The following is a 14,704-nucleotide window of genomic DNA, read 5'->3' as shown; positions in this document are numbered from 1 at the left end:
TTTAAAAAGGGAAATGATAACGCTTACCCAGTTTAAGCGTTGGAAAGGAAATATAGAAAATGGGAAAACATTTTTTTGAGAGACGGTGTCATTACAGTATACGTAAGTTTGCAATAGGCGCGGCTTCTGTCATGATTGGTGCAAGCATTTTTGGTGCTGGTATGGTTCAAGCAGCAGAAACAGAAGGGCCTGCAGAGACAGAAGGCACGGTGACACAGGTTCAGCCCATGGATAAGTTACCAGCGGATATAGCAGCGGCTATTGAAAAAGCTGAATCAGCTAAACCAACTGATCCTACTGAAACGAATCCGACTGATGCGGAAGCTCAGCCTGAAAATACTGGAGAAGTAGCTCCAAAACCAGCTGAAACTCCAGTTCCTAAGGAAGAAGCAACACCAAAACCAGCTGAAACTCCAAAAGAAGAAGCAGCACCAGTAGCTAAACCAGCAGAAAAGCCAGTTACTAAAGAATTGGTTGAAACTCCAGATGTCAATCATTTGGAAAAGGCTACTGCGACAGCATCAAACCATGAAGCCAACACACCATTTACAGCTGAGAAGGCGATTGATGGAAATCCAGATACTCGTTGGGCAACTGACCGTGATGTTGTGAAACCAACAATCGAATTTAAGCTTGAAAAGACAACCTTAATCAAGCATGTGGAAATTGATTGGGATCGTCGTGTTCGTGGCGAGCAAAATGATCCAAACATCAAATCTTGGAATCTCTATTATGCAGGTCAAGACGAAGTCAATGGATCAGGTCCTGGAGAATGGAAGTTGGCTCATCAACGGACAGGAACTCCGGTTCTAGATGAAAAAGTTGACTTAAAAGAAGCCGTTCAAGCTAAGTATCTTAAACTTGAAATTACAGATTATCAAGCCGGTACTATGCAATGGAAAAATGTGGGTATTCAAGAAATTCGTGCTTACTCAAACATTCCAGACGCTAGCAAACCAACAGATATTCGCCAAGTGACAGAATTAGCTGTTGCTGAAGATGGGAAATCACTTGTCTTGCCTAAATTACCAGGTCAAGTTAGCTTGATTGGAAGCAATAAGCAAGGTGTTATCGACCTAAATAATAAAATCTACACACCGCTGACAGAACAACATGTCAAAGTGATGGTCCAACAAACCAATGATAACCATACCTTCACAAAAGAATTTGAAGTTGTCATTAAAGGCTTGCACGCTGATGAAGGCGTTGGGACCAAACCTGCAGTTGCTCCAGCAGTTCAACAATGGTACGGCACTGATGGTAAAACTTCTATTACTTCAGAAACTGTCATTTCCGTTGGGAATTCTGGGTTTGATAAGGAAGCTAAGTTCTACCAAACTGACCTTGAAAATCGTGGTTTGGAAGTCGCAACCGGTGGTCAAGAAGCGCAAAACCGTATTGAGTTTAAAAAGGTTGAAGACAAGGGTTATGGCAAAGAAGGCTATGGTATCACCATTAAAGATGGAGTTATTACTGTAGAAGCTGCAACCAATACTGGTGCCTTTTATGCAACTCGTACCCTTCTTCAGTTGGGAGAAAATGACTTGCAAAACGGAGAAATCCGTGACTTCCCAAGCTTTAGCCATCGTGGCTTTATGCTAGATACAGGTCGTAAGTTTATCCCTTATGATACGCTTGTGGATATCATGCTCAACATGGCCTACTACAAGATGAACGATCTTCAATTGCACTTGAATGACAACTATATCTTCTTAAAAGATCATTTAGCAGGGAAAAATCTTACTCCTCAAGAGGAACTGGATTATGTTCTTAAAAATGCTAAGACAGGCTTCCGTGTAGAAACTGATGTTGTCGGTGAAAATGGTGAGAAATTAACATCTGACGAGCATTACACCAAGGAAGAAATGCAAGAAATTATCAAGTTAGCTAAAGCTTTGCATATTAACCTTGTTCCTGAAATTGACACACCAGGCCACGCCCTTTCATTTGTTAAGGTCCGTCCAGACTTGATGTATAAGGGCCAACTAAGTGCCAGAAAACACAATGTAGAACGTGTAGCTATGTTGGACTTGGATAACAAGTACGAAGAGACGCTCGCTTTTGTCAAATCAGTCTATGATAAATTGCTCGATGGTGAAGATGCACCACTTCATGGCGTTTCTACTGTTCATATCGGTACAGATGAGTACTATGGAAGTCCAGAAAGCTATCGTCGCTATGTCAATGATATGATCCAGTACATCAAAGGCAAAGGCCTAACACCGCGTATTTGGGGTTCACTCTCTGCCAAACAAGGAACTACACCTGTTGATTGGAAAGATGTAGAAGTTGATATCTGGAGTATCCACTGGCAACGTCCACAGGCAGCAATTGCTCAGGGTGCCAAGATTATCAATATCACAGATATTCCAACCTATAGTGTTCCAAGTGGAAGCAATAGTCAAGGTGGTTATGGGGATTATGCAAACTATGAAACTCAATACAACCGCTGGACACCAAATGACTTCTCAACAGGTGGAGGACCACGCTTAGAAGCCTCTAATCCAAATATCCTTGGTGGTGGTCATGCAGTCTGGAATGACAACATTGACCTCCATGAAACTGGACTTACTTCTTACGATATCTTTAAACGTTTCTTCAAGAGTATGCAGTCTACTGCAGAACGCACTTGGGGTTCAGACCGTGCAGCAAAGACCTATGCAGAACGTATTCAACCAGCAAGTGTTTATGCACCACGTTCAAATCCAGAAAAGACAATAGAAGATAGCGACCTATTCACAATTAAACCAGAAACTATCAAGGAATATCTTGCTAAGAATGTGAAGAAAACAGAAGCAGGTTTGAACTTCGAAAAAGATTCTAGTATCGAAGGTTTAGTAGGTGATGTTGGTCCTAGTCATGTTTTGAAATTGGATGTAACTGTTACAGGTGATGGAGAGCAAGTCTTCTCTACAAGTGGGGACAACCAACTTTATCTTGCGGACAAGGATGGCTACTTAGCTTATAAATTTGAACAATTCCATATTCAATTTGACAAGAAGCTAGAGAAGAATAAACGTTATCAAATCTCTGTTGTTACGAAACCACAAAAAACAGAAGTTTATGTAGATGGCGAAAAGGTTGAACGGATTGCAAATCCAGCTCATCCTCGCTTGGCTCACAATAGCTTGGTACTTCCACTTGAAACAATCGGTGGTTTCCAAGGAATCTTGCATAGTGCAGAGTTGTCAAATGAAGCATTTGTAAACCCACGTTTAATCCCAACAGATCACTTCACAGTTTCTGCAACTAGTCAGGAAACACCAGGAACAGAGACTGAAGGGCCAGTAGAAAAAGCTTTCGATAATGATCCAAATACCTTCTGGCATTCTAAATGGACTGGACATCAAGCTCCATATACCGTTGCAATGAATTTGAACGCTCCTGAAAAAGTCAATGGTTTGACTTATCTTCCACGTCCAGGTGGTGGTAACGGAGTCGTGACCTCTTATGAAATCTATGCTCAAAAAGATGGTCAAATGGTTAAAGTTGCTTCAGGAACTTGGGAAAATAATACTAAAGAAAAAACTGTTAATTTTGCAGCAGTTGAAACTAATAAGGTAGAATTTAAAGTTCTGTCAGGTGTCGCAGGATTTGGTAGTGCCGCAGAAATTCAACTACTCAAGCCACTTTCTGATAGTGAAACTGAAGAACCAGTTGTTCCAGAAAAACCTGTAACTCCTGAGAAACCGGTGACTCCAGAGCCACCAAGAGTTGAAGAGGTGGGTGATGGTACAACTGAACTTGCTGATAGATTTGTAGCCACAAAACCAGCCAGTGATGATGCAATTGCTGCTGCAGCACAAAGTCAAGACTATCTCAAGAAAGAATACAAGGTATTCCCAACACCACAAAAAGTCACTTATGGTGAAGGTGTCACTAAACTTCAAAAACAAGTGAATCTTGTCATGGGTAATCAGCTAGATATTTATACTCGCAACCGCTTGAAGAGTGTACTACAAGATCATCAAATCTCTTATACAAGTAGTCAAGCAGCAGTAGCAGGTGCTACAAATATCTATCTTGGTGTTCATGGTCAACATTCACAGGCTGAAAAAGAAATATCTGGTATTTCTCAAGGACTCTTTGATAAGATTGATGCCTATGCTTTGTCAATTAAGAACAATACAATCTCTATCGTCGGTAAAGATACAGATGCTGTCTTCTATGGATTGACGACTCTTAAACACATGCTTAATGAAAGTGAAGCTCCGGTTTTACGTAATGTAACTGTTGAAGACTACGCTGAAATTAAGAATCGTGGTTTTATCGAAGGTTACTATGGGAATCCATGGAGCAATGCTGATCGTGCTGAATTGATGCGCTATGGTGGTGACTTGAAGTTGACTCAATACTTCTTTGCACCAAAAGATGATCCATATCACAACAAGAAATGGCGTGAACTTTATCCAGAAGAAAAATTAGCTGAAATCCGTGAATTGGCGCGTGTCGGAAACCAAAACAAGACTCGTTATGTTTGGACCATCCACCCATTCATGAACAACCGTATCCGTTTTGGTAACGATGCTGATTACCAAAAAGACCTTGAAACCATTAAGGCTAAGTTCACTCAATTGATGGATGTCGGCGTTCGTGAGTTCGGTATTTTGGCCGATGATGCTCCAAGCCCAGTTGGTGGCTATAATAGCTACAACCGCTTGATGAAGGACATGACAGATTGGTTGACTGAAAAACAAGCAACTTATGTTGGCCTTCGTAAGGAAATGATTTTTGTCCCAGGTCAGTATTGGGGTAATGGTCGTGAAGATGAGTTGAAATCTCTAAATGAAAATCTTCCAACTTCAACTTCTATGACCCTTACTGGTGGTAAGATTTGGGGTGAAGTATCTGAAAGCTTCCTTTCAAACCTTAAGAATAATCTGACTGCAGGAGGTAAGACCTACCGCCCAGTTGCTCTATGGATTAACTGGCCTGTTACAGATAACTCTAAACAACACTTGATTTTGGGTGGCGGTGAGAAATTCCTTCATCCAAATGTGGACCCAAGCCTCCTTTCAGGTATCATGTTGAATCCAATGCAACAATCTGAGCCTTCTAAGATTGCCCTCTTCTCGGCAGCTCAGTATGCATGGAAACAATGGAAGTCTGAAGAAGAAGCTAAGAAAGTAAATGACATCGCCTTCAACTTTGTTGAAACAGGTAAATTTACTGACAGTGAAACATCTGTTGCCTTCCGTGAACTTGGTAAACATATGATCAACCAAAACATGGATGGTCGTGTTGTGAAGTTAGAAGAGTCTGTTGAACTCGCACCAAAATTGGCGGCCTTCATGTCTAAGTTGAAAGCTGGTCAAGATGTCAGTGCAGAGCGTCAAGAATTGCGTGCAGAATTTGCTAAAATAAAAGCTGCAGCACAACTTTATAAAGCATCTGGTGATGAAAAGATGCGTGCTCAAATCCACTACTGGTTGGATAATGCTATTGACCAAATGGATGCTTTGAGTGCTTTCCTAGATGGATCAGAAGCTATTGAAAACAATGATTCTGCTAGACTTTGGGATAGCTATTACAAGGGCTTGAAACTTTATGAACAATCACAAACTTATACTTTCCATTATGTAGACCATGATGAAAGAGCTGAATTGGGTGTACAACATATCCGTCCATTCTTGCTTGGCCTTCGTGAAGTATTGGCAACTGAAGTTCAAAAAGCCCTACACCCAGACCAAGTAATCAGCACCTTTATCACAAACCGTACAGGTGTAGAAGGTGGACTTGCTGAAGTCACTGACGGAGATTTAGGAACACATGCCCTTATCAAATCACCAAACAGCATCCAAACTGGTGACTATATTGGTTTGAAATTTAATAAAGCTGTTCCAATTCAAAACTTGACATTTGCAATGGGAACTCAAGCAAATCCACGCGATACCTTTAACAATGCTAAGGTTGAGTACCTCAATGAAAATGATGAGTGGGTAACACTTTCAGAACCAAGCTACACTGGTAATGAGCCTCTTCTTAAATTTGAAAATCTCAATATCAATGCTAAAGCTGTTCGAATGATTGCAACTTCTGATCGTGAGAACACTTGGTTTGCTGTCCGAGAAATCGCTGTGAACCGTCCTGTAGAAGTAAGTCGTCCTAAACAGGCAGCTACAGTGACCATCAGTCCAAATCTTATGTACAAGTACAATACGACAGTTGCTCAGATTACAGATGGTCGTGACAATACGGAAGCCATGCTGGCAAATGCTGATCGAACAGATACAACTCCAGTCGGTGGTTGGGTTCAACTAGACTTGGGTGGAGTCAAACCTGTAACTAAGGTTCGCCTCGTTCAAGGTTCTGGAGATAAATTGGCAGAAGGCGTTCTTGAGTATTCTACAGATGGTACTTCATGGCAAGAATTGGATCGATTGACTGGTGAACAAACCAAAGAAATTGAAACTCCAATTTCAGCTCGCTACATCCGTGTTCGTAACACCAAGAATATCAATCTATGGTGGCGTATCGCTGACTTCTCAGTTGAAACACGTGCTGGCAATAGCGAGATGACAGATACTAATGTTGAAAGTTTGAAATCAACTCCAGTATATGACAGTCTCGGTCGTTATGACATGCAAATTCCAAGTGGCACTAAGCTTCCAGCTCATAGCTACTTGGGTATGAAGCTAGACCGTCTACACCAGGCTGAAAGCATTCAGGCTATTGGTATTGGAAATCCAGCCCTTGACTTGGAATTCTCTCCAAATGCACAAGAATGGTATCCAGCTAGCCAAGTAACTGATAAGTCCTTGGTGCGTTATGCTCGTTTGGTTAATAAGACTGACCAAGAACAAGCAGTGACAGCGACATCTTTACTCGTTAAGACAAAAGAAGTGGAGCCAACTAAACTTGATTCTACATCTATGGGAATTGATGCCTACTATGGAGCAAATGATGTTCGCAAGATCAAGAATTTGGATCAGTTGTTTGATGGTGTTTACAATAACTTTGTAGAGTTCTCTGACTATGCACGTAAAGATGGTCATATTACCTTGAAACTTGGTAGCGAACGTGAAATCAAGAAGATTAGAGCCTATATCCAAGATGGTACGAAGAACTATCTTCGTGATGGTAAGATTCAGGTTAGTCAAGATGGTAAGACATGGACAGATGTTGTGACAGTAGGTGATGGTGTCGCTAATGAAATGCGCGATGATTCATTGACAGATGGATGGACACATGATTCTAAGATGCCTGGAAATCGCTACATTGAAGGTGAACTTGCAAGTCCAGTTAAAGCTAACTATCTCCGTGTTCTCTTCACTGCTAATTACGATGCTCGTTTTGTTGGATTTACTGAGATAGTTATCAATGACGGCGAATTTGTGAAACCTATCAACGACCCAACTGTTCAAGGAAACGGTGGAGAAAGTCGAGGCAACCTTTACACAAATCTTGTAGATGGCAAAGTCTTGACAAGCTATAAGGCTGAGAAAGACCAGGGTGAGCTAGTTTACCACTTGTCAGAACCAACAGATGCCAACCACATCCGACTTGTTTCTAGTCTGCCTCAAGGAGTAGCAGCGCGTCTACTTGCTCGTACTCTGAAAACAGACAGAGACGGTGCTTGGACAGATTTGGGAGCAATTACTTCAAGCTTCCAAACATTTGCAGTCAGAGATAAGGCTCCGTTGCTTGATGTCAAACTCATTTGGGAAGGTGGCAAGCCAGAGTTCTATGAAATGACGACTTACTACCAAGAACTTTCAGAAGAACCTGAGCAACCAACTCCAGATCCAGAGCCAACCCCAGATCCAGAACCAACCCCAGATCCAGAACCAACTCCAGATCCGAAACCAACTCCGGATCCAGAACCAACTCCGGATCCAGAACCAACTCCAGATCCGAAGCCAACTCCAAATCCAGAGCCAACTCCAGATCCAGAGCCAACTCCAGATCCAAAACCAACTCCAGATCCAGAGCCAACACCAGATCCAGAACCAACTCCAAATCCAGAGCCAACTCCAGATCCGAAGCCAACTCCAGATCCAGAACCAACTCCAGATCCAGAGCCAACACCAGATCCGAAGCCAACTCCAGATCCAGAGCCAACCCCAGATCCGAAACCAACTCCAGAACCTGAAGTTCTTTCAAGTAAGGGAGAACAGCAACCACCAGTAGTTGAAATTCCTGAATTTACAGGTGGCGTTAATGCTGCAGAAGCGGCTGTTTATGACATTCCAGAGTTCAAAGGTGGCGTTAATTGGGTTGAAGCGGACAAGAATGAGCTCCCAGAATTCAAGGGTGGCGTCAATTGGGTTGAAGCGGACAAGAATGAGCTCCCAGAATTCAAGGGTGGCGTTAATTGGGTTGAAGCAGCTAAGAATGAGGTTCCAGAATATAAAGAGCCTGTTGCAAACCCAGTTACACCAATTGCGGATCACAAGCAACCTTCAAGTTCAACAAACCAAAAACAAGAACCAGAAGGACCAAATGCACCAGCGACTGAAGCTAAAGGTCAACTTCCAGCAACTGGTGAGCAAGATTCAGTAGGCTTAGCCTTCCTAGCTAGTCTTGGATTGGTTCTCTCTGCAACCTTTATCAAAAAAGGGAAAGAAGACTAAGTACGAATCTTCATTCGATGCAGAATATCTTGTTTTAAAAAAGAAAAACCAGGGACACTAGTTCCTGGTTTTTTGTGATAAAAATGAAATGAAAAACTAGCAAATAAAAACACCAACAAAGTAACCGTTGGTGTTGAGCAATGTTTAGGATGCTCCGTTATTAGCGCTAACTCCTGCTTCAGTAGTTGGAGTATTTGATGAAGAATCAGATTGCTCATTTTTCTGAGAATTGTCATCTGATTTTGTATCTTCTTTCTTGCTAGGTGTTTGAACTTCTTCTTTTTGAGTTGTTTCTTGATTATTAGACTGACTTTGTGCAGGTGCATTGGATTCAGCGGGAGCTTCCTTTTGAACTTCCTTGATAATGGTTGTTTGTGGAGTCGTATCTTTATGATCCTTGTTTTTATCCAAAGCATTCATGATAGTGATACTAGCTGTAATCAAACCAAGGATACTGGCTAAAGTTGCAATTGTTTTTTGAAAGACGGTAAAGCCTTTTTTGATATGTTCAGTTTTAGGTTTTGATTTTCTGCGATAGTTAGACATAATTTCTCTCCTTTACCATGATTTATTATACCCAAAATCTTTAAAAAAAACTTAAATGAACCTGAACGGCATTTCTTGTCGCCTGAACTGTTTCGTGTTACAATAGAAGGAGTGATTTTAGAAAGTGTGAGAAACAATGATTTACTTTGATAATTCGGCTACGACCAAGCCTTATCCTGAAGTACTTGAAACTTACATGCAGGTGTCTGCAAAAATTATTGGTAACCCATCTAGCCTTCATCGTTTGGGTGATCAGTCTACCAGAATTTTAGAAGCTTCTCGTCAGCAGATTGCAAATTTAATTGGTAAGAAAAGCGAAGAAATCTTCTTTACCTCTGGTGGTACCGAAGGAGATAACTGGGTTATCAAAGGTGTCGCTTTTGAAAAAGCTCAGTTTGGTAAACACGTTATTGTGTCAGCAATTGAGCATCCAGCAGTTAAGGAGTCTGCTCTTTGGCTTCAGACTCAAGGATTTGAGGTGGATTTTGCACCAGTAGATGAGCAAGGTTTTGTGGATTTGGAGATATTAGAAAGTCTAATACGACCTGATACCACACTTATTTCCATCATGGCTGTTAACAATGAAATCGGCTCCATCCAACCCATCCAAGCCATTTCAGAACTATTAGCAGATAAGCCAACGATTTCCTTCCATGTTGATGCGGTTCAAGCTTTAGCTAAGCTTCCGACAGAAAAGTATTTGACTGACCGAGTGGATTTTGCGACCTTCTCTAGTCATAAATTCCACGGAGTTCGTGGTGTTGGATTTGTTTATATCAAGTCTGGCAAGAAAATCACCCCCCTATTAACTGGTGGTGGCCAAGAGCGTGACTATCGTTCAACAACTGAGAATGTAGCAGGAATTGCAGCAACAGCCAAGGCACTGCGTCTAGCTATGGAAAGATTGGAATTGTTTTCTAACAAAACGAGTCAGATGAAGGCAGTTATCCGTCAAGCCCTTCTTGAATATCCAGATATTTTTGTTTTCTCAGGTGAGGAAGACTTTGCTCCTCATATTCTGACTTTTGGGATTAAGGGTGTCCGTGGTGAAGTCATCGTTCATGCATTTGAAGACTATGATATTTTCATTTCCACAACCTCTGCTTGCTCGTCCAAGGCAGGAAAACCTGCTGGGACCTTGATTGCCATGGGGGTTGAAAAAGATAAGGCCCAGTCAGCGGTACGCCTTAGTTTAGACCTAGAAAATGACATGAGTCAAGTTGAGCAATTTTTGACCAAACTAAAATTAATCTACAATCAAACTAAAAAAGTAAGATAGGAGTATTCATGCAGTATTCAGAAATTATGATTCGCTATGGTGAGCTTTCAACCAAAGGCAAAAACCGTATGCGTTTCATCAATAAACTACGTAATAATATCTCAGACGTTTTATCCATCTATCCTCAAGTCAAAGTCACTGCTGATCGCGACCGTGCCCATGCTTATTTGAATGGTGCTGATTATGAACCAGTAGCTGAGTCTCTTAAACAAGTTTTCGGGATTCAAAACTTTTCACCAGTATATAAGGTTGAAAAATCTGTCGAGGTTCTTAAATCTGCTGTCCAAGAGATTATGCGGGACATCTATAAGGAAGGCATGACCTTTAAGATATCTAGCAAACGTAGTGATCACAACTTTGAACTGGATAGTCGAGAACTCAACCAAGTTCTTGGTGGTGCTGTTTTTGATGCCATTCCAAATGTACAAGCCCAGATGAAAAATCCAGATATCAATCTGCAAGTGGAGATTCGTGAAGAGGCGGCTTATCTTTCCTATGAGACCATTCGTGGTGCTGGTGGTTTGCCAGTTGGTACTTCTGGGAAAGGTATGCTGATGTTATCAGGAGGGATTGACTCTCCTGTAGCAGGTTATCTTGCACTAAAACGTGGTGTAGATATCGAGGCTGTTCACTTTGCTAGTCCACCATATACTAGCCCAGGTGCCCTCAAGAAAGCGCAGGATTTGACCCGTAAATTGACTAAGTTCGGTGGAAATATCCAGTTTATCGAAGTGCCTTTCACTGAAATCCAAGAAGAGATTAAGGCTAAGGCCCCAGAAGCTTACCTCATGACTTTGACTCGCCGCTTTATGATGCGGATTACCGACCGTATCCGTGAAGTGAGAAATGGTTTGGTCATCATCAATGGTGAAAGTCTTGGTCAGGTAGCTAGCCAAACCTTAGAAAGTATGCAGGCTATCAATGCCGTGACCAATACACCAATTATCCGTCCAGTTGTAACTATGGATAAGTTAGAAATCATCGATATTGCTCAGGAAATTGATACCTTTGAAATTTCTATCCAACCATTTGAAGACTGTTGTACGATTTTTGCACCTGATCGTCCGAAAACAAATCCAAAGATTAAGAATGCCGAGCAGTATGAGACACGTATGGACGTTGAAGGATTGGTTGAGCGAGCAGTAGCTGGAATTATGATCACAGAAATCACACCACAAGCTGAAAAAGATGCTGTCGATGAATTAATTGAAGATCTTCTTTAATGCGAATAACTGAAATTCCTAAGAAAAAGTTAGTTTTTATCCTAAATTTGGACGAAAACCGACTTTTTTCTATTTTTGTGCTATAATAAGATAAAATTTTGAATATAGAGAGTTTTCTGACAATGAATCAATCCTATTTTTACCTGAAAATGCGAGAGCATAAATTAGTGGTTCCTTACACAGGAAAGGAGCGACGGGTACGTGTGCTTCTTCCTAAAAACTATGAGAAAGACACGGATCGAACTTACCCAGTTGTCTATTTCCACGATGGACAAAATGTCTTTTATAGTAAGGAATCTTACGTTGGGCATTCCTGGAAGATTATTCCTACCATTAAGCGAAATCCTGATATCAGTCGCATGATTATCGTGGCTATTGATAATGATGGCCTAGGACGGATGAATGAGTACGCAGCATGGAAATTCCAAGAGTCTAATATTCCTGGTCAACAATTTGGTGGTAAGGGAGTCGAGTATGCTGAGTTTGTCATGGAAGTGGTCAAACCCTTTATCGATGAAAACTATCGGACAAAATCAGACCGCAAGCATACTGCCATGATTGGTTCTTCTCTGGGTGGCAATATTACCCAGTTTATTGGCTTGGAGTATCAAGACCAGATTGGGTGTTTGGGAGTGTTCTCATCAGCCAACTGGCTTCACCAAGAGGCCTTTGATCGCTATATGGAGCGTAAAAAACTATTACCTGATCAACGAGTCTTCATCTATGTCGGGACGGAAGAAGCAGATGACACGGATAAGACCCTTATGGCTGGTAATATTAAGCAGGCCTATATTGACTCTTCTCTTAGCTATTATCATGATTTGATAGCAGGAGGAGTTGAGTTGGAAAATCTCTCTCTCAAGGTTCAGGCTGGAGCCATTCACCATGAAGTGCCATGGTCAGAAAATCTTCCATCTTGCCTACGCTTTTTTGCAGAAAATTGGTAATTAGTATAAAGGAGACAGGATATGCATATTGAACATCTTAGCCACTGGAGTGGTCATCTTAACCGTGAAATGTATGTCAATCGATACGGACATGGAGGCATCCCAGTTGTTGTCTTTGCTTCTTCAGGTGGTAGCCACAATGAATACTATGATTTTGGAATGATTGATGCTTGTGCATCCTTTATTGAAGAAGGTCGCGTGCAGTTCTTTACCCTTTCAAGTGTAGATAGTGAGAGCTGGCTTGCGACTTGGAAAAATAGTCATGATCAAGCTGAGATGCACCGTGCCTATGAACGATATGTGATTGAAGAAGCTATTCCTTTTATCAAGCACAAGACAGGCTGGTTTGACGGTATGATGACAACAGGATGCTCTATGGGAGCTTACCATGCACTTAACTTTTTCCTTCAGCATCCAGATGTCTTTACCAAGGTAATTGCCCTCAGTGGTGTCTACGATGCTCGTTTCTTTGTTGGAGATTACTACAACGATGATGCTATCTATCAAAATTCACCAGTAGACTATATCTGGAATCAAAATGATGGTTGGTTTATTGATCGTTACCGTCAGGCTGAGATTGTGATTTGTACTGGACTAGGTGCTTGGGAACAGGATGGCCTGCCTTCTTACTACAAGTTAAAAGAAGCCTTTGACCAAAAACAAATTCCTGCCTGGTTTGCAGAATGGGGGCACGATGTTGCCCATGACTGGGAATGGTGGCGTAAACAAATGCCATATTTTCTCGGTCATATGAGTCTATAAAAGGAGTTGCTTATGAATTATCTTGTAATTTCACCCTATTACCCACAAAATTTTCAGCAATTTAGTATTGAGCTAGCCAATAAAGGAATCACAGTTCTAGGGGTTGGGCAAGAACCCTACGAACAACTAGATGAACCATTACGCAATAGCTTGACGGAGTACTTCCGAGTTGATAATCTTGAAAATATCGATGAGGTTAAACGAGCAGTTGCCTTTCTTTTCTATAAGCATGGTCCAATTGACCGCATTGAATCACACAATGAATACTGGCTAGAGTTGGATGCTGCCCTTCGTGAACAGTTCAATGTTTTTGGTGCCAAACCAGAAGATCTCAAGAAGACTAAGTTCAAGTCTGAAATGAAGAAACTCTTCAAAAAGGCAGGAGTTCCCGTTGTGCCAGGTGCTGTTATTGAAACAGAAGCAGATGTGGATAAGGCAGTAAAAGAAATTGGACTTCCCATGATTGCCAAACCTGACAATGGAGTGGGAGCAGCCGCAACCTTCAAACTTGAAACAGAAGATGATGTCAATCACTTTAAGGCTGAATGGGACCATTCAACCGTTTATTTCTTCGAAAAATTTGTCACCTCTAGTGAAATCTGTACCTTCGATGGTTTGGTAGATAGAGATGGAAATATTGTCTTTTCTATGACCTTTGACTATGCTCATACACCCCTTGATCTCATGATCTACAAGATGGACAATTCTTATTACGTTCTCAAAGATATGGATTCGAAATTGCGTAAATATGGTGAGGCAATTGTCAAAGAATTTGGTATGAAAGAACGTTTCTTCCATATCGAGTTCTTCCGTGAGGGCGATGATTATATCGCTATTGAGTACAATAACCGTCCAGCGGGTGGCTTCACTATTGATGTCTATAACTATGCGCATTCCTTGGATTTGTACAAGGGCTATGCAGCTATCGTTGCAGGTGAAGCATTCCCAGAGTCTCCATTTGAAACCCAGTATTGCTTGGCAACATCTCGTCGCGCCAATGCTAACTATGTTTATTCAGAAGAAGACTTGCTCGCTAAATATGGTCAACAGTTCAAAGTAAAGAAAATCATGCCGGCAGCCTTTGCTGAATTGCAAGGAGACTATCTCTATATGCTTACGACACCAAGTCGTGAGGAAATGGAGCAGATGATTAAGGATTTTGGTCAGCGTCAGTAATAGGCTATGAAGAGGCTGGGACAAAAGTCCTAGCCTCTCAATTGTCTTTGGATTGTCGAGCAAGACGCAGTGGTTGAGTGGGCTCTACTTCGCTGATTTCATCAGCTTTTACAGCCCTACTCAACTGTGCGGAGGTGGGACGACGAAATCGAATTCTAACGAATTACCGATTTCTGTCCCACTCTCTTTTTAAAAGCC

General features: G+C 41.5%; 7 protein-coding genes. 6 read left to right on the top strand and 1 reads right to left on the bottom strand.

The window, feature by feature from the left end; genetic code table 11:
- The first annotated feature begins 59 nt into the window (after positions 1 to 59).
- The gene (locus ACXYSM_RS04870; RefSeq protein ID WP_458634551.1) at positions 60 to 8,573 is read left to right on the top strand and encodes an SIALI-17 repeat-containing surface protein; all 8,514 of its coding nucleotides are present in this window, start codon (positions 60 to 62) and stop codon (positions 8,571 to 8,573) included.
- Positions 8,574 to 8,717: 144 nt separating this feature from the next.
- On the opposite strand, the gene ACXYSM_RS04865 is transcribed toward ACXYSM_RS04870, so the two are convergent.
- A complete protein-coding gene (locus ACXYSM_RS04865; RefSeq protein ID WP_006153423.1) occupies positions 8,718 to 9,119 on the bottom strand; it encodes a DUF6556 family protein in 402 nt (133 codons plus the stop codon).
- A 136-nt stretch (positions 9,120 to 9,255) separates the two neighbouring features.
- Between ACXYSM_RS04865 and ACXYSM_RS04860 the strand changes: the two genes are divergently transcribed.
- The 5 genes from ACXYSM_RS04860 (at position 9,256) to ACXYSM_RS04840 (ending at position 14,506) form a co-directional block, all read left to right on the top strand.
- Positions 9,256 to 10,398: a cysteine desulfurase family protein gene (locus ACXYSM_RS04860; protein ID WP_458634550.1), complete on the top strand. Its 1,143-nt coding sequence runs from the start codon at positions 9,256 to 9,258 to the stop codon at positions 10,396 to 10,398.
- An 8-nt stretch (positions 10,399 to 10,406) separates the two neighbouring features.
- Positions 10,407 to 11,621 carry a tRNA uracil 4-sulfurtransferase ThiI gene (gene thiI / locus ACXYSM_RS04855; protein WP_458634549.1) on the top strand — a complete coding sequence of 405 codons (1,215 nt, stop codon included), beginning with the start codon at positions 10,407 to 10,409 and terminating at the stop codon, positions 11,619 to 11,621.
- Positions 11,622 to 11,743: 122 nt separating this feature from the next.
- Entirely contained in the window at positions 11,744 to 12,568 is an 825-nt protein-coding gene (locus tag ACXYSM_RS04850) for an alpha/beta hydrolase (RefSeq protein ID WP_458634548.1), read from the top strand.
- A gap of 21 nt (positions 12,569 to 12,589) precedes the next feature.
- Positions 12,590 to 13,330, top strand: coding sequence for an esterase family protein (locus tag ACXYSM_RS04845; RefSeq protein WP_075567841.1), 741 nt, complete (start codon positions 12,590 to 12,592; stop codon positions 13,328 to 13,330).
- A 12-nt stretch (positions 13,331 to 13,342) separates the two neighbouring features.
- Positions 13,343 to 14,506, top strand: a complete 1,164-nt coding sequence (locus tag ACXYSM_RS04840; RefSeq protein WP_458634547.1) for an ATP-grasp domain-containing protein — start codon at positions 13,343 to 13,345, stop codon at positions 14,504 to 14,506.
- Positions 14,507 to 14,704: the final 198 nt, after the last annotated feature.

The organism is Streptococcus sp. V940, assembly GCF_054353495.1.
Note: the sequence above shows the minus strand (reverse complement) of the source record. Positions and strands in the feature narration are given on the sequence as shown.

What these genes read in the sequence shown, in the direction of transcription:
- ACXYSM_RS04840 (WP_458634547.1), top strand. Translation starts at nt 13,343, where the DNA reads ATGAATTATCTTGTAATTTCACCCTATTACCCACAAAATTTTCAGCAA.
- ACXYSM_RS04860 (WP_458634550.1), top strand. Translation starts at nt 9,256, where the DNA reads ATGATTTACTTTGATAATTCGGCTACGACCAAGCCTTATCCTGAAGTA.
- ACXYSM_RS04850 (WP_458634548.1), top strand. Translation starts at nt 11,744, where the DNA reads ATGAATCAATCCTATTTTTACCTGAAAATGCGAGAGCATAAATTAGTG.
- ACXYSM_RS04865 (WP_006153423.1), bottom strand. Translation starts at nt 9,119, where the DNA reads ATGTCTAACTATCGCAGAAAATCAAAACCTAAAACTGAACATATCAAA.
- thiI (WP_458634549.1), top strand. Translation starts at nt 10,407, where the DNA reads ATGCAGTATTCAGAAATTATGATTCGCTATGGTGAGCTTTCAACCAAA.
- ACXYSM_RS04845 (WP_075567841.1), top strand. Translation starts at nt 12,590, where the DNA reads ATGCATATTGAACATCTTAGCCACTGGAGTGGTCATCTTAACCGTGAA.
- ACXYSM_RS04870 (WP_458634551.1), top strand. Translation starts at nt 60, where the DNA reads ATGGGAAAACATTTTTTTGAGAGACGGTGTCATTACAGTATACGTAAG.